The sequence below is a fragment of the Lactobacillus sp. WILCCON 0059 genome (genome assembly GCF_057197985.1).
On record NZ_JBUBHN010000001.1, the window covers coordinates 1,933,868 to 1,955,999 of the forward strand.

Sequence of the window (22,132 nt, forward strand, 5' to 3'; positions counted from 1 at the left end):
GCCGTTGCTTAATAAAGCTCTTAATGTTATAGTAGTAAACATGAATTTCGAGTGATCATTCAGTAGCAGCCAGGCTCAGCGCTCAGAAAACCGGTGGTTGATGCGAACCGGACAGGCCTGGAGCAGCGAATTACAGGATCAAGATGCTCGGCCGGTCTAGCCCCGTTACGGCTAAAACGAGTGCAGCATGCTGCAAAGTTGGGTGGTACCGTGCCGATAAGCGCCCCAGCCTGAGTCAACCGACTCGGCTGGGGCTTTTTGTTTTTAAGAAAGGAAAAATATGAAACGATATCAAGCCTTGGTTTCAATCAATAAGTAATACTGGATTTTAACTAAGGAAAAACACATGAACAAACAAATCTCTTTTAAAGAAGCAGTAACTATTCTTATTTTGATGCTGGTCATTCTCGGCTGGGGCGTCATCGGCTTTGGCCTGTCCCCGCAGATCCCGGTCCTGACCGTCATCGCCTTGCTCATCTTCTGGCTGCAGATCCGCGGCTTTGAATGGGAAGAAGTCATGAAGGGGATCAGCCAGGGGATTTCCACGGCCATTGTCCCGATCTTTATCTTCCTTTTAATTGGGACCTTGATTGCTGTCTGGATCCAGGCTGGGATCATTCCATCCTTGATGGTCCTGGGCTTTCACATGATCAGCAGCCACTTCTTCGTACCATCGGTCTTCTTGGTCTGCTCCTTGGTCGGCCTGGCCATCGGGTCCGGTTTTACGACCGTGTCTACCGTCGGGATCGCCCTCTTCGGGATGGGGAGCACTTTGGGCATCAACCCGGCTTTGACGGCTGGGGCCATCATCTCCGGCGCCGTCTTTGGCGACAAGATGTCTCCTCTGTCTGACTCAACCAACCTGGCTTCTGCGGTAGCTGAAGCCGACCTTTTTGACCATATCAAGAACATGATGTGGTCAACCATTCCTGCCTTTATTGGTTCTTTGCTCTTTTTCTTCTTCCTGGGCCAGAGCAATAAGGCAACTTCCTTAGCCGGCATCGCGGCTGTAGAAAGCAGCCTCCGCCAGCACTTCTCAGTCTCCTTCTGGGCAGCTTTGCCGATCATCTTGATGTTTGCCTGTGCGTGGAAAAAGGTGCCAGCCATTCAAACTCTTTTTGCCAACATCTTCTTGTCCGTTGCCATGATTTTCGTCCAGAATCCGGGCTTCAAGATGCAAAAGCTGGCTACGCTGATTGAATCCGGCTACGTTTCAAATTCCGGCAACAAGACCGTTGACGCCCTCTTGACCCGGGGCGGGATCTCCAGCATGATGGGGACTGTTTCCTTGATTATCATGACCCTGGCCCTGGGCGGGATCTTGATGCACCTGGGCATCATCGACAGCGCCATGAAGCCCCTGGTTGACCGTTTGAAGAAGCCAGGCTGGCTGATTTTGACGACGATCATGGCCGGGATCGGGATCAACCTCTTCGTCGGTGAACAATACTTGTCAGTTATCCTGCCGGCCAACGCCTTTAAGCCAGCTTACAAGCGGATCGGCCTTGATCCCCTGGCCCTCAGCCGGGTCTTGGAAGACGGGGGCAGCGTCATCAACTACTTGATCCCTTGGGGGGTGGCTGGTTCCTTCGTCGCCTCTGCTTTAGGCGTACCAGTCTTGGACTTCCTCCCCTTCACCATGTTCAGCCTCTTGTCACCAGTCTTCTCCATTCTCAGTGGTTTTACCGGTATTGGCTTGAAGTGGAAGAAGGCAAGTAAATAGAATATCAGAATAATAGCAGTTTAGTGTTGAATAACTACCAAGCAGAGTAGTTGTTCAACACTTTTTCTTTGATAGTCCTCAACGCAAAAAGGAAAACAGCCTTCTGCAGACATTAACCAGCAGAAGGCTATATTGTTCATATCAATAAAAAAATCAACTCCATATGCATGTGTCACAAGTTAAATAAGGCATCTAGCATATAAGTTGATCTAGTAGGTATTATAGCACAAAAACCAAGAAAAACAAAAAGAGCCAGACTTCCGTCTGACTCTTGTCTCGCGCGGCAGCTTCCTATCCTCGCAGGCAGTTTCCCACCAACTACTTTCGGCGTTAAGAAGCTTAACTGCTGTGTTCGGCATGGGAACAGGTGTATCCTTCTTGCCATTGCCACCGCACTCTTACTTGAGCTTGCACGCTCAAAACTGAATATCTCTTCCAAGTCAAAACCTTCATTGCTTTGCTCTTTTGGTCAAGTCCTCGACTGATTAGTACCGGTCCGCTCCAAAGCTCACGCTTCTTCCACTCCCGGCCTATCTACCTCATCGTCTCTGAGGTGTCTTACTTTCTTGAAGAAATGGGAAATCTCATCTTGAGGGGGGCTTCGCACTTAGATGCTTTCAGCGCTTATCCCGTCCGCACATAGCTACCCAGCGATGCCTTTGGCAAGACAACTGGTACACCAGCGGTGCGTCCATCCCGGTCCTCTCGTACTAAGGACAGCTCCTCTCAAATTTCCTGCGCCCACGACGGATAGGGACCGAACTGTCTCACGACGTTCTGAACCCAGCTCGCGTGCCGCTTTAATGGGCGAACAGCCCAACCCTTGGGACCGACTTCAGCCCCAGGATGCGACGAGCCGACATCGAGGTGCCAAACCTCCCCGTCGATGTGAACTCTTGGGGGAGATAAGCCTGTTATCCCCAGGGTAGCTTTTATCCGTTGAGTGATGGCCCTTCCATGCGGTACCACCAGATCACTAAGCCCTACTTTCGTACCTGCTCGAGTTGTCTCTCTCGCAGTCAAGCTCCCTTTTACCTTTACACTCTGCGAATGATTTCCAACCATTCTGAGGGAACCTTTGGGCGCCTCCGTTACACTTTAGGAGGCGACCGCCCCAGTCAAACTGCCCGTCAAACACTGTCCTCGGCCTGGATCACAGGCCTGAGTTAGAGCATCCGTCAAGCAAGGGTAGTATCCCAACAGCGCCTCAGATAAGACTGGCGTCCTATCTTCTCCGGCTCCTACCTATCCTGTACATGCTTGACAGATACCCAATATTAAACTGCAGTAAAGCTCCATGGGGTCTTTCCGTCCTGTCGCGGGTAACCCGCATCTTCACGGGTATTATAATTTCACCGAGTCTCTCGTTGAGACAGTGCCCAAATCATTACACCTTTCGTGCAGGTCGGAACTTACCCGACAAGGAATTTCGCTACCTTAGGACCGTTATAGTTACGGCCGCCGTTTACTGGGGCTTCAATTCAAACCTTCGCTTGCGCTAAGCTCTCCTCTTAACCTTCCAGCACCGGGCAGGTGTCAGCACCTATACTTCATCTTACGATTTTGCAGATGCCTGTGTTTTTGATAAACAGTTGCTTGGGCCTTTTCACTGCGGCTGATCTTGCGACCAGCGCCCCTTCTCCCGAAGTTACGGGGCCATTTTGCCGAGTTCCTTAACGAGAGTTCTCTCGCTCACCTGAGGATACTCTCCTCGACTACCTGTGTCGGTTTGCGGTACGGGTGCACCGTCTCTGGCTAGAAGCTTTTCTCGGCAGTGTGACGTCGCAGCCTTCGCTACTTTAATTTCGCTCCTCATCACGCCTTGTCCTTATGAGAGCAAGCATTTGACTCGCTCTCAGACTTGACGCTTGAACGTGGTATCCAGCACCACGCGCTGCTAGCCTCCTGCGTCCCTCCATCGCTCATAACGATTCGGTGCAGTACAGGAATCTCAACCTGTTGTCCATCGACTACGCCTCTCGGCCTCGCCTTAGGTCCCGACTTACCCTGGGCGGACGAGCCTGCCCCAGGAAACCTTAGTCTTGCGGCGGACAGGATTCTCACCTGTCTTTCGTTACTCATACCGGCATTCTCACTTCTAGAAGCTCCACATGTCCTCTCGATCATGCTTCACCGCCGCTAGAACGCTCTCCTACCACGTGCATAATGCACATCCACAGTTTCGGTATCATGCTTAGCCCCGGTAAATTTTCGGCGCGGCGTCACTCGACTAGTGAGCTATTACGCACTCTTTGAATGATGGCTGCTTCTGAGCCAACGTCCTAGTTGTCTGCGCAACTCCACATCCTTTTCCACTTAGCATGAATTTTGGGACCTTAACTGGTGATCTGGGCTGTTTCCCTTTCGACTACGGATCTTATCACTCGCAGTCTGACTCCCGCACATAAATGTCTGGAATTCGCAGTTTATCTGAATTCAGTAACCCTTGACGGGCCCCTAGTCCAAACAGAGCTCTACCTCCAGCATCCTCTTTGCGAGGCTAGCCCTAAAGCTATTTCGGAGAGAACCAGCTATCTCCAAGTTCGTTTGGAATTTCACCGCTACCCACAACTCATCCCCGCAATTTTCAACTTACGTGGGTTCGGTCCTCCAGCGCGTTTTACCGCGCCTTCAACCTGGTCATGGGTAGGTCACTTGGTTTCGGGTCTGCGTCAGCCAACTGCTCGCCCTCTTCAGACTCGCTTTCGCTGCGGCTCCGTCTTTTCTGACTTAACCTTGCTGACTAACGCAACTCGCCGGTTCATTCTACAAAAGGCACGCCATTACCCCTTAACGGGCTTTGACTACTTGTAGGCACACGGTTTCAGGTTCTCTTTCACTCCCCTCCCGGGGTTCTTTTCACCTTTCCCTCACGGTACTGGTTCACTATCGGTCACTGGTTAGTATTTAGCCTTGCGAGATGGTCCTCGCGGATTCAAACGGGATTTCACGTGTCCCGCCCTACTCAGGATACTGATAGGCCTTCTTTGGATTTCGCTTACGGGGCTCTCACCCTCTCTGGCGCGTCTTCCCAAACGCTTCTGCTATCCTCTGAAGTGCCATGTTTCAGTCCTACAACCCCGGCAGATAAATCTGCCGGTTTGGGCTCTTTCCTGTTCGCTCGCCGCTACTTGGGAAATCGATATTTCTTTCTCTTCCTGCAGCTACTTAGATGTTTCAGTTCACTGCGTGTTCCTTTCTTGTGCTATGTATTCACACAAGAATAGCATGTCTGCACATGCTGGGTTCCCCCATTCGGAGACCTCCGGATCAAAGCCTACTTACGGCTCCCCGAAGACTTTCGCGGTTAGTCGCGTCCTTCATCGGCTTCCAGTGCCAAGGCATTCACCGTGCGCCCTTCTTCACTTGACCTTGCAAGTTTGTTCTTTCGAACTCTCTCGGTCGCTTTGCAATGTTTTCATTGATCTCAATGATTCTCGGTTTTTTCTTGGAATTAAGATATTCAGTTTTCAACGTACAAGTGAGAGTTGGTACTCTCAAAACTGAACAAAGTTTCTTTTGCAGTGTGCTTCCGTAACTCACAATCGTCTATTAGTGTTCCCACTCTCTGATTGTGTGTCTTTCCTTAGAAAGGAGGTGATCCAGCCGCAGGTTCTCCTACGGCTACCTTGTTACGACTTCACCCCAGTCATCTGCCCTGCCTTAGGCGGCTGACTCCTAATGGTTATCCCACCGACTTTGGGCATTGCAGACTTCCATGGTGTGACGGGCGGTGTGTACAAGGCCCGGGAACGTATTCACCGCGGCGTGCTGATCCGCGATTACTAGCGATTCCAGCTTCGTGCAGGCGAGTTGCAGCCTGCAGTCCGAACTGAGAACAGCTTTAAGAGATCCGCTTGCCTTCACAGGTTCGCTTCTCGTTGTACTGCCCATTGTAGCACGTGTGTAGCCCAGGTCATAAGGGGCATGATGACTTGACGTCATCCCCACCTTCCTCCGGTTTGTCACCGGCAGTCTCTTTAGAGTGCCCAACTTAATGATGGCAACTAAAGACAAGGGTTGCGCTCGTTGCGGGACTTAACCCAACATCTCACGACACGAGCTGACGACAGCCATGCACCACCTGTCACTGCGTCCCCGAAGGGAAAGACTTATCTCTAAGTTTGTCACAGGATGTCAAGACCTGGTAAGGTTCTTCGCGTTGCTTCGAATTAAACCACATGCTCCACCGCTTGTGCGGGCCCCCGTCAATTCCTTTGAGTTTCAACCTTGCGGTCGTACTCCCCAGGCGGAGCGCTTAATGCGTTTGCTGCGGCACTGAGAACCGGAAAGTCCCCAACACCTAGCGCTCATCGTTTACGGCATGGACTACCAGGGTATCTAATCCTGTTCGCTACCCATGCTTTCGAGCCTCAGCGTCAGTTGCAGACCAGAGAGCCGCCTTCGCCACTGGTGTTCTTCCATATATCTACGCATTCCACCGCTACACATGGAGTTCCACTCTCCTCTTCTGCACTCAAGAATGACAGTTTCCGATGCAGTTCCACGGTTGAGCCGTGGGCTTTCACATCAGACTTATCATTCCGCCTGCGCTCGCTTTACGCCCAATAAATCCGGACAACGCTTGCCACCTACGTATTACCGCGGCTGCTGGCACGTAGTTAGCCGTGACTTTCTGGTTGATTACCGTCAAATAAAGACCAGTTACTGCCTCTATCCTTCTTCACCAACAACAGAGCTTTACGATCCGAAAACCTTCTTCACTCACGCGGCGTTGCTCCATCAGACTTGCGTCCATTGTGGAAGATTCCCTACTGCTGCCTCCCGTAGGAGTTTGGGCCGTGTCTCAGTCCCAATGTGGCCGATCAGTCTCTCAACTCGGCTACGCATCATTGCCTTGGTAGGCCTTTACCCCACCAACTAGCTAATGCGCCGCGGGCTCATCCTAAAGTGACAGCTAAAAGCCGCCTTTCAAACTTGAATCATGCGATTCATGTTGTTATCCGGTATTAGCACCTGTTTCCAAGTGGTATCCCAGTCTTTAGGGCAGATTGCCCACGTGTTACTCACCCATCCGCCGCTAGCGTCCAACAAATCATCCCGAAGGAATCTTTGAATTCAGCTCGCTCGACTTGCATGTATTAGGCACGCCGCCAGCGTTCGTCCTGAGCCAGGATCAAACTCTCAATTTGAAAATTGAGCCTTTTTAATCTGCTCCAGATTATTTGCTTGCGAATTGACTTCGCTTATTTGTTTGGATCAAACAATGTTTGACCCGCACACTGCGAAACTTTGTTCAGTTTTCAAAGTACCAACTTGCGTCAAGTGACGCAACGTTTTATATCTTACTCGCTTGTTTGATTCTTGTCAACAAGTTTTCGATATTTTCTTTTTTGCCTCCGCGAGAACTTCCTGTCTCACGCGGCAACAAATATTAGTATACTCGTTATTTTTGAAAGGTCAAATTAACCTTTTCATCCGGGTTACGTGAGGAACAGCAGGTGGTGTTGTAATATTTAGCCTTGTCGGTTCTGCTTCTTTTATTCTGCTTTATCTTTCTTTTTAATTCCTCAATGAATTCTTCGTTCGCTTTTTGCTCTTTTTTGCCGAGAAAAATGTTTTTATCTTTTCTATTTTTCTTTTTTAGCTTCTCTTTTCTCTTTTAACTGTTCTTATTAACTCTCTTTTTCCTTTATCTGCTTGTTTGTCTCGCTTATAAGAAGATCTTCGAAAATAAAGTCGCCGCGATATTGGGCTTATGACAGCCCTTTCCCTCACTTTTTCTGCCTCGGTACAGTTATCAAATCCCCTTGATTTTTCATATAATTTTTCTTGTGTCCTTTATGTTCTATATTCCATTTTGGACTATTGTTTTCTTGTTTAGAAAGGCTGATCCAACTTCCATGATCAAAATCCGTCTTATCAAGCAGCTGGGCTCTTCCAGCCGCTATGTCCTCTGGCAGATCCTCTGCCAATGGCTCTCTTTATTGGGCCAAATCGTCTTTATCTTTGCCCTGGCGCAAATCTTAACCGGGCAAAATTCCTGGCTTGCCTTACTCGCTGGCGCTGCTATCCAGCTTTTGGGCCAGTACGCCTATAACCAGGCCAGCTTCCACGCTAGCGCCAAAGTCAAAGAAGTCTTGCGGCCAAAAATCTACGCCAAGCTGCTTATTTTAGGCGACAGCTATAAAGAAGCAGTCAAGCCAGCCGAACTTGTCCAATTGACCGGCGAAGGGATTGAATCCGTCGACAGCTACTTCAGCCGCTACCTCAGCCAGTTTGCCTATGCCTTCCTGGCTCCCTTGACCCTTTTTGCCATCTTGGTCAAAATCGATGCCCCGGCCAGCATCTTCCTTTTATGCGCTGTGCCTCTGATTCCCATCGTCATCATGGTCGTCATGCTGGTCGCTAAAAAAATCCTCAGCCGCTACTTTGCCATCTACCACCAATTAGCCGATACTTTTTTGGAAAAAATGCAGGGCATGACTACTTTAAAGGTCTACCAAAACGATTCCGCGGCTGAAGCCGAACTGGCAGCAGAATCTGAACACTTCCGGCAGATTACCATGAAAGTCCTGACCATGCAGCTGCTCAGCACCGTGGTCATGGATACCGTGGCCTATGGCGGCGCTGCCTGCGGGATCGTCATTGCCCTTAATAACCTGCGCCAAGGACAGGTGGACAAGCAAGGAGCCATCATCTTGATTCTCTTGGCCGCTGCCTACTTCCTTCCCATGCGGCAGCTGGGCCGCTACTTCCATATTGGCATGAACGGCATGAAGGCCAGTGACCAGATTTTTGCCTTCCTGGACCTGCCAGAAAAAGCCGCCGGGCAAATTTCCCTGCCGGAAAATACCGATATTTCCGTCAAAGATCTTTCCTTTACCTACCCGGACGCTGACCAAGCCGCTTTGAGCCAGATCAATCTGTCCATCCCTGCCCCCGGCTTTACTTCCGTCGTTGGCCTGTCTGGATCGGGTAAAAGCACCCTGGCCGCTCTTCTAGCCGGCCGCCTGTCGCCAAGCAAGGGGCAAATCACGATTGCCGGCATCCCTTTATCCGATCTTTCCCCTTCCGCCTGGCAAAAAACCGTCACCCTAGTCACTTCAGGCAGCTACCTTTTCAAGGGCAGCGTCAAAGACAACCTGCTTATGGCCGGACCAGCCAGTGACAGCGACTTAGTCACCGCCTTAAAGGAAGTCCGCCTCTGGGACTTTTTGGCCAAAAATTCCGGCCTGGACTACCAGCTGACAGCCGGGGCGACCAACCTCTCCGGCGGGCAAAAGCAGCGCCTGGCCCTGGCCCGGGCACTTTTAAAAGACAGCCAGATCTACATCTTCGATGAGGCCACTTCCAATATCGACCTGGAAAGCGAAGCCGCCATCATGGCCGTCTTGCACGAACTTGCTCAAAAGAAGACCGTCATCCTCATCTCCCACCGCCTGGCCAACGTCACTAAGAGCGACCAGATCTACTTTTTGGAAAAAGGTCGCTTAGTTGAAAAGGGCAAACATGAAGAACTCTTAGCCAAGGGAACTTCCTACGCCCAGCTCTTTAAAGACCAGGCTGACCTGGAAAATTACGCGAAATTTGGAGGAAAGCATGAAGAATAACAGCAACTTTAAGATCCTCTGGCGCCTGCTGGGCCTGGTCAAGCCCCTCTGGCCGGTCATGGTCCTGGCCATCATCTTGGGCAGCGCCGGCCAATTAGCCGCCAGCTTCGTCACCATCAATGCCGTGGCCGCGGCTGGCAAATTAATTAACGGACAAAATGCTTCTGCCTTGATTATCCTTCTCCTCATCTGCGCCTTTTCCCGGGGAATCCTCCACTACGGAGAGCACTACTGCAACCACTTGCTCGCTTTTAAAATGCTGGCCCTAATCAGGGTCAAAGTCTTCCATAAACTCCGTCTGCTCAGCCCCGCTAAATTGGAAGGCAAGGACAAGGGGGACCTGCTTTCCCTTATCACCAGCGACATCGAGCTCCTGGAGGTCTTTTACGCCCACACCATTTCCCCCATCGCCATCGCCTGCGTCTATACCATTTGCCTGCTGGCCTTCTTTGCCCGCTACTCATTCGCCTGTGCCCTTTTGGCCCTAATTTTTTACGCCCTGGCCGGCCTCGTCATCCCACTTGTTTTTTCCCGCTTCTCCAGCCTCCCTGGCCAGGATATCCGGGAAAAAATGGGCCAGATCAGCAACTTTATGCTGGACTCGATTCTGGGTTTGGCAGAAAGCCTCCAGTACGGGCAAGGAGATAAGCGGAAAAAAGAATTGGCAGCAACTGACCAGGACCTGACCCAAAGCCGGGCCAAGCTAAACCAGCTGACTGCCCTTCAGCAGACCTTGACGAGCCTGGTCATCCTTTTAGCCGCAAGTACCATGCTCTTTTTGACCACGCGGCTCCTTCACCTGCCCTTTAGCCAGAGCTTAACAGCAACCAGCGCCGCGCTGGCCAGCTTTGGCCCGGTCAGCGCCCTTTCCGCTCTCTCGACAGGCTTGACCGAAACTGTCGCCAGTGCCCGCCGGGTATTGGCAATCTTGGCTGAAGAGCCAGTCGTAGAAGAAAACGCGGCCGGGGTCAAGCCGGCTTTTTCCTCAGCCAGCTTAGAAAAAGTTGCCTTCACCTACCCAGATGGAGACCGGCCAGTCCTAGAAGACTACTCCTTGACCATTCCTAAAGGAAAAATCATCGGCATCCACGCCCCAAGCGGCAGCGGTAAATCCACCATCCTCAAGCTCCTCGCCCGCTTCTATGACGTGCAAAAAGGGCAAGTGGCAATTTCAGAGACCAACATCAAGGACATCGAAACTTCCGCCCTCCGGGGCCTGGAAAGCTACATGCCCCAGGAGACCTGGCTGGCTACGGACACGGTTGAAAACAACATCAAACTGGGCAAATCCGCCAGCCGCGAAGAAGTAGTCGCCTGCGCCAAAATGGCCAACATCCACGACTTTATCATGACCCTGCCCAAAGGCTACGACAGCCTGCTGGGCGAAAATGGCAACAGCCTGTCAGCCGGGCAAAAGCAGCGGATCGGGATCGCCCGGGCCTTCCTGCACGGAGGCGAACTTCTCCTTTTAGACGAAATCACTGCCAACCTCGACGCCTTAAACGAAGGCATCATCCTCAAGGCCCTCAAGGAAGCCAGACACGGCAAGACCGTGATCCTGGTCTCCCACCGGCTCAGCACCCTGGCCATCGCCGACCAGGTCATCGAGCTGCCAAGCCGCGAATAAACTAAAAACGCCTGGAAGAAATTCCAGACGTTTTTTTGCTTCATCTTAGCCGATCGAGCCCACCATCTGGTACTTGATCAGGCGGTTCAGTTCCACCGCGTATTCCATCGGCAGTTCCTTGGTGAAGGGTTCCAAAAATCCCATCACGATCATCTCCGTGGCCTTGGCTTCTGAAATCCCCCGGCTCATCAAATAGTAGAGCTGCTCTTCAGAAATTTTGGACACCTTGGCCTCATGCTCCATGGAGACGTTCCCGTTCAAAACCTCATTATAAGGAATCGTATTGCTGGCTGACTTGTCATCCATGATGATGGTGTCACATTCCACATGGGCCAAAGACCCATCACTGTCCGGATTGAAGCGGACCTGCCCCCGGTAGTCCACCCGGCCCCCATCTTTGCAAAGGGACTTGGAAACAATGGAGCTGGTGGTCTGGGGAGCATTATGAACCATCCGGGCACCAGTGTCGGAGTCGATCCCCTGGCCATTTGAGTCGCAGCCGGCAAAAGCAATCGACAGCATGGTCCCCCGGGCCCGGCGGCCGTTTAGGTAGACGCTGGGGTACTTCATGGTAACTTTAGAGCCAAGATTGCCGTCCACCCATTCCATGGTCGCGTTCTCCAGAGCTTGCGCCCGCTTGGTTTCCAAGCTGTAGACATTGTCTGACCAGTTCTGGATGGTCGTGTAGCGGCAGTAGGCGTCTTTTAAGACATTGACCTCCACGACCGCCGCGTGCAGACTGTCAGCTGAATAGTTGGGTGCCGTGCAGCCTTCCACATAGTTGACGCTGGCCCCTTCATCGACAATGATCAAGGTCCGCTCAAACTGGCCGGAATTGCCGGCATTGATCCGGAAGTAGCTCTGAATCGGGACTTTGGCCTGAACCCCTTTTGGCACGTAGATAAAAGTCCCACCGGACCAGACGGCGGAGTTGAGGGCCGCCATCTTGTTGTCATCCGGCTTGACCAGCTTACCAAAGTACTTTTTGACCAAATCAGGCACCACTTGGACGGCGGCGTCGGTTGACATGAACAAAACGCCCTGCCGGGCCAGGTCCTCTTTGATTTTTTCATAAACGACTTCTGACTCGTACTGGGCGGATGATCCGGCCAGATACTGGCGCTCGGCCTGGGGAACACCCAGCTTTTCAAAGGTCTCCTTGATCTTGTCCGGCACCTCGTCCCAGTCCCGGACCGCCTTTTTGGCATCCCGGCGGAAGTAGTTCAAGTGGTCAAAGTCGATCTTGGTCAAATCCGGGCCAAAAGTCGGCAGGGGCATTTTAAGATAGGTCTGGTAGGCCTTGAGGCGGAAGTCCAGCATCCAGTCCGGCTCATTTTTCGCCGCGGAAATCTGCCGGACCACCTCTTCACTCAAGCCTGTACCCGTGGTATAGATGGGTTCGATCTCGTCTTTGAAGCCGTACTGGTAGTCCTGGTCCAGGGCCTGTAAGGTTTCATCTTTTTCAGCGGTCATCTAATTTTTCCTTTCTATTGCTTCACTCAAGCCTTGCCAGGCCAGACCCGCGCACTTGACCCGGGCCGGAAAGCGGGAAACGCCCTGTAAAAGGGCCGCGTCGCCCAGCTCCTTTTCTTCTTCCTGGCTGATTTTTTCTCCTTCAAGCATCCGCCAAAAAATTGGCAAAAGAGCAAGTGCTTTTTCAACTGGGGCCTGGTCGACCAAGCCGGCCATGATCGCCGCTGAAGCCTGGGAGATCGTGCATCCCTCAGCCAGGCAGGCGACCTGCACGATCTTGCCATCGGCGATTTCGACTTGCAAGGTCAACCGGTCCCCGCAGCTTTCATTGACCAGGCTGACCACCTTTGTCGGACTGGCCAAAGGCTGCCGGTATTTTTGGCTAGCCGCGTAGTCCAAAAGGACTGCCTGGTAGACCTGCTTTAAATCATCTAGTGCCATTGAAAAACTCCTTCGCCGCCTGAACCCCCTTAATCAAGGCTTCCACATCAGCTTCGTTATTGTAAAAAGCCGCGCTGGCCCGGGCAACTGCCTTGACTCCTAACCAGTCCATCATGGGCTGGGCGCAGTGCTGGCCGGCCCGGATGGCAATGCCCTGGGCGTCCAGGGCCGTTGCCAGATCATGGGGGTGAACGCCAGGCAGGTTGAAAGAGACGATGCCGCCACCTTGGCCGTAAACCGTGACTCCCGTTTTTCTCAAGCCGGCAGCCATGGCCTGGCCTAATTCTGCTTCCCTGTCTTTAACAGCGTCTAAGCCGATTTCATTCAAATAGTCAATCGCTGCTCCCAGGGCAACTACGCCGGACACATTCTGGCTGCCAGCCTCAAACTTTTGCGGGGCCGGCTTGAAAGTTGCTGTAGTTTTGCTGACCTCCTGGATCATCTCCCCGCCAAATTCCAAAGGCTGGGTCTGGTCTAAGAGTTCTTTTCGGCCATACAAGACCCCGGTCCCGGTCTGGCCCAGCATCTTATGGGCGGAAAAAGCGTAAAAGTCAGCGCCTAATTTTTTGACGTCAACCGGCAAATGGCCCGCTGCCTGGGCCCCGTCGACTAAGACCAGGGCCCCGCGCTTTTTGGCCAAAGCGGCCAGCTCTTTGACCGCTTGCTCAGTCCCTAAGACATTGGTAACTTGGGCCAAGGCCAAAAGGCGGAGGCGGTCAGACATGACTTTTTCTGCTTCCTTTAAGTCAACCCGGCCCTTTTTGTCCAGGGGCAAAAAGACCAGCTTGGCCCCAGTCAAGGCGGCAAGCTGCTGCCAAGGGACCAGATTGCTGTGGTGCTCGGCGGCAGTTAACGCGATCTCGTCTCCCTTTTTTAAATGCCGCGAAAAATAGCCAAAGGCAGCCAAATTGATGGCTGAAGTCGTTCCCTTGGTAAAAACTATTTCACTGGCCTCGGCATTGATAAAATCACCGACTTTCTGCCGGACCCCTTCGTAAGCCTCAGTTGCCTTTGCCGACAAAGCGTAGGTTCCCCGGTAGATATTGGCGTTTTCCTTTTGATAAAAAGTATTGATTGCCTCAATCACGCACTTGGGCTTCTGGCTGGTCGCCGCGTTATCCAGGTAGACCAAGGGCTCGCCATTCATTTTTTCAGCCAGGATGGGAAAATCCTGCCGGAATTTATTCCAATTCTTGTCCATCGATCAGCTTTCTTTCTACCATTGCAAACAAAGGCTGCCGGCTGGCTTCCGGGATCTTGGTCAAAACCGGACCCAAAAAGCCCCGGATGACTAAACGCTCAGCCAAAGGCTTGGGCAGGCCCCGGCTCATCAGGTAATAGAGCTGCTGGTCATCGACCCGGCCGACGCTAGCCGCGTGCCCGGCAAAAACATCGTTGTCATCGATCAAAAGGATAGGGTTGGCATCCCCTCTGGCCGACCTGGACAGCATCAAGACCCGGTTTTCCTGCTGGGCGTTGGCCCCCTTTGCCCCCTTCATGACATGGCCGATCCCGTTGAAGACCAGGCAGGACTTCTGCAGGATCACCCCGTGCTGGAGGATGCGGCCATCTGACTTTTTGCCGTAATTATTGACGACGGTGTTCAGGCCCTGGACCTGGTCGCCGATAGTGATGGCGATCACGTTCATCTCAGCTCTGGCTCCCTGCCCGTAAAGGTCGGAGTCATAGTCAGCCAGAATCTTCCCGTCGCTCAGCATCCCCATGGCCCAGTCAACTTTGGCGTCCCGGCCGACCCAGGCCACCCGCTTTAAGTAGGCGGTCGTGTTTTTGCTCAAGCGGTCGATTCCGGCATACTTAACCCGGCTGCCGGCTAAGGCGCAGATCTCCACCACCAGGTTGGCGGTAGCTTCGTTGTCTCCTTGGCTGGCCACTTTTTCAAAATAGGAAAAATCCGCGTTCTTCCCGGCGACGAGCAAGACGTGCAAGGCAAAGTCCTCTTGCTTTTGGCCATCTTGCAAATAAGTCACCGTCAAGGGTTCAGCCAAGGCTACGTTGTCTGGCACATAGACGAAGAGCCCTTGCTCCATTTTGGCCACGTTTTCGGCTAAAAGGCGGTTTTCCTTAAAGCTGGCCGCCCGGCCAAAGTACTTTTCCACCAGGTCCCCGTGCTCAGTTAAAGCCGTCTCCCAGTCGCAGGCGACGCAGCCTTTTGTCCAAAATTCAGCTCCAGCTTCAATGGAAAAAGCTGCCGTCTTTTGCAAGGGCCGGGTCAAAGACAGGGGCCAGGCCCGGTAGTCCACCTTGGCAAAGTCGGGCCTAGGCAAGTCCGGCAAAGCGGCAGCGGCTTCTGCCTGCATTTTTGCAAACCATGCTTGTGCGGTCATGCTACCTCCTTAAACGTCTTCATCTGTCAGTTCAATATCCAGGCCCAGCTCATCGCGCAGCTTGGTATAGCCTTCCTTTTCCAGGCGCTTGGCCAAATCCGGCCCGCCTTCAGCCACGACCCGGCCGCCCATCATGACATGGACCTTGTCAGGCACCACGTAGTCCAAAAGGCGCTGGTAGTGGGTGATCATCAAGGCGCCGAAGTCCGGCCCCCGCAAGTCGTTGACCCCTTTTGAGACCACCTTCAAGGCATCGATGTCCAGGCCCGAGTCGATCTCGTCTAAAATCGCGAACTTAGGCTTGATCATCAGCATCTGCAAGATCTCGTTGCGCTTCTTTTCCCCGCCGGAAAAGCCCTGGTTCAAGTAGCGCTGGGCCATTTCAGCCTTCATGTCCAAAAAGTCCATCTTTTCATAGAGCTCTTGGAGAAATTCCCTGGCCGGGACTGGATCGCCTTCCGGCCGGCGGGCGTTCAAGGCGCCCCGGATGAATTCGGCGTTGCTGACGCCGGGGATTTCAGCCGGGTACTGCATGGCCAAAAAGAGGCCGGCCCGGGCCCGCTCGTCAACTGGCAAATCCAGCAGTTCTTGCCCATCCAGCTTGACAGACCCCTGGGTCACCTTATATGCCGGGTTGCCCATAATGGCTTCTGACAGGGTTGACTTCCCCGTCCCATTTGGCCCCATAATGGCATGGATCTCTCCGGTTTTAAGCTGGAGGTTGACCCCTTTGAGAATCTCCTTGCCGGCAATTTCTACGTGCAAATCAGTGATTGCTAACTCTGACATGACTCACCTCAACTAGTTATCTACAAAATTTAGTGTCACGTCTATTTATAGCACACAAGACCTAGTGGTTACAGAGGGCAAAAGGAGAAATATGCGATTTTTTAAAAGATTGCAAATCAGCAGAAAAATATCCGACTTTTTTCAGAAAATAAGCAAGTGATTTGACAAATCTTTTTAGCCTGCTACAATAGCTAAACATAATCAAGCAGTTATGGAAAGGAACTCTGTCAACCGTGAAAAAACGTCAAAAAAACGACTTTGCCAAAGAAATCCAAGTCAAGCCTTTTAACGAGCTCTCTGCCCGGGAGGTCTTCTGCCTGTCCAGAATCCGCGATGACGTTTTCGTCGCCGAGCAGGAAATCACGGTTCCTGAACTGGATGACCAGGACCTTTCCGCTTATCACGTTTTCCTTTTAAACGAGGACAAGAGCAATGCCCTGGCCGCCGCCCGCTTCTTTAACGAAGAAGGCCGCTTTTACATCGGCCGGGTCGCCGTGCAAAAAGTTGCCCGCCACCGCGGCATCGCCAGCCAGCTTTTAAAGGCCATTGAGAACTATGTCTTGGAAAACGACTTGACCCAGGAGCTTTACCTCCACGCCCAGGCCAGTGCCCGGGACTTCTACCTGGCCAATGGCTACCACGATGTTGGCCCCGTCTTCATGGAAGCCGGCATCCCCCACCAAATGATGGCTAAATCCCTCGCCTAAGCAGCCGCAAGGCTGCTTTTTTCATGCAAAAAACTGCCCCGGGAAAGGTCCCGGAGCAGTCTGGCGATTTGTGAGTTAGTAAAGAAAGTTTTATTAAATAGAGGAGTAAAAATAAAAGATTTGGATTAAAGAGTAATGTTAAAAATGGTAAAAATCATCGCGCCGCGCGTTAGTTAAAGACAATTTCCTGCGCGTCGTCACCCGCCTCTACAGGGCGCGGGTCGACATCCTTGACTTCTTTAAGCAGGTCCATGTTTGTGTAAACCACCATGACCGTGTTGTCCAGGCCGTGGTCAGCAACTGCCTTGATGTCCATTTCAGCCAGCTTGTCGCCGGCCTTGACAGAATCGCCTTGGTCGACGAAAAGCTTGAAGGGTTCCCCCTTCAGTTCCACCGTGTCGATCCCCAAGTGGATCAGGACTTCCAGCCCTTCAGCCGTCTTGATGCCGATGGCGTGCTTGGTTGGAAAAAGAGTGGTAATGGTCCCGGAAACCGGGGCAACTACTTCCTGGCCGGTCGGCTTAACGGCAAAACCGTCGCCCAGCATCTTTTGGGAGAAGACGTCATCGCTGACTTCGGACAGGGGAATCAGATTGCCCTTGATGGGCGCCTTGACTTCATTGCCTTTTGACTTGGACTTTTTAAAGAAATTAAACATGAACATCACCCTTTCACCGCTCTAAAGGCGAGAACTACATAGAATACAAAACAAATTACGAATAAAGAAGCAATCAAGTAGGTCAAGGACAGCAGCTGGCTCGGCTTTACCTTGCTCTCTTCAGGCAGATCTCCTCCCCGCCGCAGGGCAAAAATGGCGAAGAGAAGGCAGAACCAGTTGCCAACGATCAGCTGGGTCCACAGCTGCAGCTTCATAAACTTCATATACTGGCGCCGGTCGGCCAAGAGGGCCCCGCCGTCAATCCAGCAGAGGTAGCCCAAGAGGAAGTCACCGGCTGCCACGATGATTGACACCGTGGTCGCGGGACTGGCCGCGATAAAGTCAGTGATCGTCTGCTTGGCCGCCCCGGCCCGCAGCTGCAAAAGCAGCAGGTAGGCCAGCGGGGCGAAAAAGAGGACAAAGGTGTAGATCTTTAAAATTCTTTTCGGCGTCAGACCTGCTGACTTGGTCAACCTGTCCAGCCAATTCAAAGCTTTCTCCTGCATTATTCATCCTCTTTTCTCAGCCACTCGCAGTAGCCGTTAATCAATAAATCAATCATTATGTAAGCCGGACTAAAAGCCCAGTTCTTGGTGCTGATGCTCTCATGGAAGAGACTTGGCTGGAAAAAGAGACTGTAGTCAGACAGGCTGGCCAGCCGGCTCTCCTTGATGGTCGTCAGCGAAGTAATCGTCAAATCCGCGTTGACCAGGTGCAGCTCTTCTAGGAGCTGGCACAAGTCGGGATCTTCCCCGGAGAAGGAAATCACGATCAATTGGTCATGATCTTGCAGCCAATTCTTCGACATCTTCAATTCACTAATCGCTGACGGCATGATGACCGTCGGCTTGCCCACATTCACCAACAGCTGGTTGGAGAGATAACTGGCGATTGATGCCTGTTGCCAGCCGGTGGTGTAAATGTAGATATTTTTCGTCTGGTTTAAGGTCGAATAGAAGCTTTCAAAATCCAGAGTTCTGAAATAGCTGAGCTCTGAACGGAGATTTTTGACCAGGCGCTCGGCAAAGGTATCCTGTTGCTTGACCATTTGCTTCTCCCCCTTGGAAAAATCCGCCAGCTCGTATTTCAATTCACTGTAGCCACTTAGACCGATCTTCTTGCATAAGCGAAAAATGGCCGATTCTGAAACATAAAGTTTCTTGGCCAATTTCGCCAGACTGAGTTCGCTGCATTCAGCAGCATTGTTCAGCAAGTAATTCAAGATCTTCTTATCCGATGGATTGAGATCGCTTGATTTGTCCACGATTCGTGCTTTTAGTCCTGCCATAAAAGTCTCCTCTTGCTAACTTGTTGACGTTTTCACCTAGTTAACAGAATAGCACTTTTACGCTTTCAGACCAATTTAAAAGGCTTACACTACTTACATAATTTCTTTCATTTTATCGACAACTCGTTCAGCTTCCAGGCCGACCACGATGTCGATTTCCTGGTCATCCCGTCTTTCAACGGCACTGGCCCCGACCTTCTTGAAGTCATCGTCAGCAGCGACCTTCTTAGTGTCAAAGACGTGGGCTCTTACTCTGGTTGAGCAGGAGGTCAAGTCCTTGATGTTGCTTCTGCCGCCCAGCAGGTCCAGGTAGCCGGTAGCCTTTTCTTCGTCAGGATCGGCTTCAGCCTTGGCAACGGTATTGCCGCTGTCGGCGATGATGCTTTCAATTCTTTCCAGAACTTGGGCAACGTCCAGACCAACGATGACCTGGATGGCTGAACCGTGACGGACAACCCCGACTGCCTGGTTCTTTCTGAAGGCAGCGTCGGCACCGACCTTGTCAGGGTCCTTGACAGTTACCCGCAAACGGGTAGCGCAGGAAGTGATTTCAGCAATGTTTTCCGGCCCGCCCAAGAGAGTCGTGTAAGCCGTAGCTCTGGCGATGTATGGGTCAGAGGAGTTTTGCCCGGCAGCTTCAGCTGCTTGTTCAGCAGCCTTGGCTTCCTTGTATTGCTTCTTGTTCATCAGCTTGACTTCCTGGTCGTCAGCTTCCCGGCCTGGAGTAGCGTAGTTGAACTTGACGATCATGAAGCGGAAGACGAAGTAGATGATAACGGCATAGATCAGACCAATGATGAATTGGGCCATGTAAGTGTGCCAGTGGTTAGCCCAGAGTGGCAGCCAGTTCATAGAAGCAATCCCGATGGCCCCGTCAGTCATTTGGCCGACAACGCCGAAGATGTACATGGTCGTGTTCATGGTTGCGGCCAGAACTGAGTAGACAACCCAGAGGATTGGAGCCGCGAAGAGGTAGGTAAAGTCAACAGGTTCGGTAATCCCAGCCAGGAATGAAGTCAAAGCAGCTGGCAAAAGCAAGGCTGAAGTCTGCTTCTTCTTGTTCTTCTTGGCGGTGTGGTAGAAGGCCAGGCAGATGGCTGGCACAAGGAAGACTTTTTCATTCCCGTAAAGCATGAAGCCCATGTTTGGAGCCAGGCTCTTCAAGCTCTTGGTGCTTTCGGCAAATTCAGTCAAGTGCTTGAGCCACCATGGCTGCAGCCCCCCAGCAACAACGGCTGGGCCGTATTGGAATGGAATGTAGACCAAGTGGTGCAGGCCGGTTGGGATCAGAACCCGGTTCAGGAAGTTGAAGATCCAAACCCCGATCAAGCCGCTGGAAGCCATGAATTCCTGCAAAGCAGTGATACCCATTTGCACCTTTGGCCAGATAAGGCAGGTCAGGAAGGCAACTGGGAACATAGCCACGAAGCCCAGGATGACAACGAAGGCTGAGCCCTGGAAGGTACCCAGGAAGTCCGGCAGCTTCTTGTCAAAGTAGCGGTTGTGCAGCCAAACCACGATACCGGCAATGACCAGGGAACCAACGATACTGGTGTCCAGGGTCTTGATCCCGGCAATCATGGTCAAACCATTGTTGGTTGAGTTGGCCACGATCTGGGTCTTGACGTAGTCCTTAAGGCCGAAGAAGGCGCCCCAGTGGGTCAGAAAACCAGCGATAAAGTAGTTGAAAGTCCAGTAGGTAACGATGGCTTCCATGGCTGCCCGCCCATGGGCCTTCTTAGCCAGCCCGATTGGCAGGCCGACCACGAAGAGCATGTCGACTTGGTTAAAGACGGTCCAGCCACCTTGTTGAACGGTGTCCCAAAGACCGTACCAGAAGGTATTAGTGTTTGCCAGCGAGCCAAAGATCAACGGGTTGTTGAACAGGCTGGTCAAGGCAACCACGATACCGGCGAAAGAGAAAAGCAGGACAGGCACGAACATAGCCGCCCCGAATTTCTGCAGTTTCTGCATCATAAGCAATCTTCCTCCCTTGCTGCTTATTGCAAGTATCTTGCTTGTTGTTTCTTATTTCAATTCATTCTGACTACTTCAAATCCGGCCAGTAAGGCTTGTTGACGACCATCATGTCGTCCAGGATCTTCTTGGCAACGCTAGCGTCTGGAACAGTCTTGTTCAAGGCAAAGGCCTGCAGCATCTTGATGTAGGACTTTTGCTCATAAGCATCAACAACCAGCTTTTCGCAGGTAACTTGTTCCATCATCAGACCTAATTGGAAGCGGCCGGCTTCACCAACTACCAATGGTTGCACGCCGTCTGAGCCAAAGAGGCAAGGCACTTCAACGATGGCGTCGTCTGGGAAGTTGCTGATGGCCCCGTTGTTCGGGATGTTGGCCAGGTACTTCTCGTGGGTGTTGAAGGCAATCGCGTGGCAGATGTCAATGATGTAGTTGGAGTGCACTTCGCTTTCCCAAAGGTTGCCCTTGGCCGTGCCTTCCTTGACGATCCGGGCACATTCACCGAAGACGATCTTTTGCCGGTATTCCAGGATTTCATCGGTTCTGGTGTAGTGCGGGTTGGCGTTTTCCACTTCGTATTGCGGGAAGTAGTAGTACTGCATGTAGTTGTTTGGCAGAGTCGTCGGGTCCAAGGCGTAGCAGTCAGCAACCTTCTTGAAAGTTGCGACCCAGCTGGCTTCGGTTTCCTTGTCGAAGTCTCCACCCACATAGTAGCCGTTCTTCTTGACATAGTCTTTCAAAAGCGGCATCAGGTCTTCCCCGGTCTTCTTGTTGGTGACGCTCTTCCACCAGCCGAAGTGGTTCAAGCCGTAGTAGGTAAAGTCGAGGTCCTTGAAGCTCTTGAGCCCGGCAATGGCAGCCATTCTGCCCATGTCATCGATTGGCATGTCGCAGATGTTGACGACCTTGGAGTTCGGGCGGAAGCGCCGGCAGGCTTCAGAAACAATCGCGATCGTGTTGGAGTAGTTGACCATCCAAGCGTTTGGCGAGTACTTTTCCATGAAGTCGATGATTTCAATGATGGCCGGGATTGACCGCAAACCGTAGGCCATGCCTCCGGGGCCGGTAGTTTCCTGGCCGTTGACCCCGTACTTCAAAGGAATCTTTTCATCCTGGCTGCGCATTTCGTACTTGCCGACTCTGATTGAGCCCAAGACGAAGTCAACGTCAGTGAAGGCTTCTTCCGGGTCAGTCGTATATTCGAATTCGACTTGCGGTGCCTTTTCCTTGACGATGATGGCGCAGGCGTCACCGATCTTCTTTTGCCGGTCAGCATCAATGTCGTACAGTTTCAGTTTCCGCAGGGGAAGCTTGTCTTGGTTGGCACAGAGACTGATGACAAAGCCAGGGGTGAAGGTACTGCCACCGCCGGCAATAACTACTGAAAATTTCTTGTCTGACATAAATCAATTGCTCCTTACAAAAGACATTGTTTCATCACATGGGGCCTTTCAGGCGCCCCGACCTCCCGTGAGCTAGCTTACACTTTAATTATGTCACCGCTTCCAGATATGTAAAGCGTTTACGA

At 52.1% G+C, this 22,132-nt stretch carries 14 protein-coding genes and 3 rRNA genes; 4 read left to right on the forward strand and 13 right to left on the reverse strand.

Going from position 1 to position 22,132, the window contains the following annotated elements; all coding sequences use genetic code 11:
• Nucleotides 1–346 precede the first annotated feature (346 nt).
• Nucleotides 347–1,723, forward strand: a complete 1,377-nt coding sequence (gene nhaC / locus ACYVUT_RS09055; RefSeq protein WP_484501906.1) for a Na+/H+ antiporter NhaC — start codon at nt 347–349, stop codon at nt 1,721–1,723.
• A 278-nt stretch (nt 1,724–2,001) separates the two neighbouring features.
• Here nhaC and rrf read toward each other — a convergent pair.
• The 3 genes from rrf to ACYVUT_RS09070 form a co-directional block, all read right to left on the reverse strand.
• Nucleotides 2,002–2,118: ribosomal RNA gene (gene rrf / locus ACYVUT_RS09060) — 5S ribosomal RNA — on the reverse strand.
• Between the two features lie 70 nt (nt 2,119–2,188).
• A 23S ribosomal RNA gene (locus tag ACYVUT_RS09065) occupies nt 2,189–5,095 on the reverse strand.
• A gap of 218 nt (nt 5,096–5,313) precedes the next feature.
• A 16S ribosomal RNA gene (locus ACYVUT_RS09070) occupies nt 5,314–6,876 on the reverse strand.
• The 16S, 23S and 5S rRNA genes sit together here, the layout of an rRNA operon.
• 711 nt (nt 6,877–7,587) lie before the next feature.
• Here ACYVUT_RS09070 and ACYVUT_RS09075 point away from each other — a divergent pair.
• Nucleotides 7,588–9,297, forward strand: a complete 1,710-nt coding sequence (locus tag ACYVUT_RS09075; protein WP_484501907.1) for an ABC transporter ATP-binding protein/permease — start codon at nt 7,588–7,590, stop codon at nt 9,295–9,297.
• Nucleotides 9,287–10,924: an amino acid ABC transporter ATP-binding/permease protein gene (locus ACYVUT_RS09080; protein ID WP_484500689.1), complete on the forward strand. Its 1,638-nt coding sequence runs from the start codon at nt 9,287–9,289 to the stop codon at nt 10,922–10,924. Before ACYVUT_RS09075 ends, ACYVUT_RS09080 begins: the two co-directional genes overlap by 11 nt.
• 45 nt (nt 10,925–10,969) lie before the next feature.
• Here the strand turns inward: ACYVUT_RS09080 and sufB are convergent, their stop codons facing one another.
• Genes sufB through sufC form a run of 5 tightly spaced genes read right to left on the reverse strand, consistent with a single transcriptional unit; the run spans nt 10,970 to nt 15,972 of the window.
• On the reverse strand, nt 10,970–12,397 hold the full coding sequence (gene sufB, locus ACYVUT_RS09085; RefSeq protein ID WP_439775554.1) for a Fe-S cluster assembly protein SufB: 1,428 nt from the start codon (nt 12,395–12,397) through the stop codon (nt 10,970–10,972).
• Nucleotides 12,398–12,838 (reverse strand): Fe-S cluster assembly sulfur transfer protein SufU, encoded by a 441-nt coding sequence (gene sufU / locus ACYVUT_RS09090; protein ID WP_484500690.1) that lies wholly within the window; start codon nt 12,836–12,838, stop codon nt 12,398–12,400. It lies immediately after the preceding gene.
• Nucleotides 12,825–14,039 (reverse strand): SufS family cysteine desulfurase, encoded by a 1,215-nt coding sequence (locus ACYVUT_RS09095; RefSeq protein WP_484500691.1) that lies wholly within the window; start codon nt 14,037–14,039, stop codon nt 12,825–12,827. The genes sufU and ACYVUT_RS09095 overlap by 14 nt, the downstream gene beginning before the upstream one ends.
• Nucleotides 14,020–15,183 carry a Fe-S cluster assembly protein SufD gene (sufD, locus tag ACYVUT_RS09100; protein ID WP_484501908.1) on the reverse strand — a complete coding sequence of 388 codons (1,164 nt, stop codon included), beginning with the start codon at nt 15,181–15,183 and terminating at the stop codon, nt 14,020–14,022. The genes ACYVUT_RS09095 and sufD overlap by 20 nt, the downstream gene beginning before the upstream one ends.
• Before the next feature lie 9 nt (nt 15,184–15,192).
• Nucleotides 15,193–15,972, reverse strand: coding sequence for a Fe-S cluster assembly ATPase SufC (gene sufC, locus ACYVUT_RS09105; protein WP_484500693.1), 780 nt, complete (start codon nt 15,970–15,972; stop codon nt 15,193–15,195).
• Between the two features lie 233 nt (nt 15,973–16,205).
• Here sufC and ACYVUT_RS09110 point away from each other — a divergent pair, with 233 nt between their 5' ends.
• Nucleotides 16,206–16,679 carry a GNAT family N-acetyltransferase gene (locus ACYVUT_RS09110; RefSeq protein ID WP_484500694.1) on the forward strand — a complete coding sequence of 158 codons (474 nt, stop codon included), beginning with the start codon at nt 16,206–16,208 and terminating at the stop codon, nt 16,677–16,679.
• Nucleotides 16,680–16,848: 169 nt separating this feature from the next.
• On the opposite strand, the gene ACYVUT_RS09115 is transcribed toward ACYVUT_RS09110, so the two are convergent.
• The 5 genes from ACYVUT_RS09115 to ACYVUT_RS09135 all read right to left on the reverse strand — a co-directional run bounded on the left by ACYVUT_RS09115 (nt 16,849) and on the right by ACYVUT_RS09135 (nt 22,007).
• Nucleotides 16,849–17,337: a PTS sugar transporter subunit IIA gene (locus ACYVUT_RS09115; RefSeq protein ID WP_439775897.1), complete on the reverse strand. Its 489-nt coding sequence runs from the start codon at nt 17,335–17,337 to the stop codon at nt 16,849–16,851.
• A 5-nt stretch (nt 17,338–17,342) separates the two neighbouring features.
• Nucleotides 17,343–17,843: a hypothetical protein gene (locus ACYVUT_RS09120; RefSeq protein WP_439775893.1), complete on the reverse strand. Its 501-nt coding sequence runs from the start codon at nt 17,841–17,843 to the stop codon at nt 17,343–17,345.
• The gene (locus tag ACYVUT_RS09125; protein WP_484500695.1) at nt 17,843–18,625 is read right to left on the reverse strand and encodes a MurR/RpiR family transcriptional regulator; all 783 of its coding nucleotides are present in this window, start codon (nt 18,623–18,625) and stop codon (nt 17,843–17,845) included. The genes ACYVUT_RS09120 and ACYVUT_RS09125 overlap by 1 nt, the downstream gene beginning before the upstream one ends.
• Before the next feature lie 93 nt (nt 18,626–18,718).
• Nucleotides 18,719–20,602 carry a PTS sugar transporter subunit IIBC gene (locus tag ACYVUT_RS09130; protein ID WP_484500696.1) on the reverse strand — a complete coding sequence of 628 codons (1,884 nt, stop codon included), beginning with the start codon at nt 20,600–20,602 and terminating at the stop codon, nt 18,719–18,721.
• Between the two features lie 70 nt (nt 20,603–20,672).
• Nucleotides 20,673–22,007, reverse strand: coding sequence for a family 4 glycosyl hydrolase (locus tag ACYVUT_RS09135; RefSeq protein WP_484498920.1), 1,335 nt, complete (start codon nt 22,005–22,007; stop codon nt 20,673–20,675).
• Nucleotides 22,008–22,132: the final 125 nt, after the last annotated feature.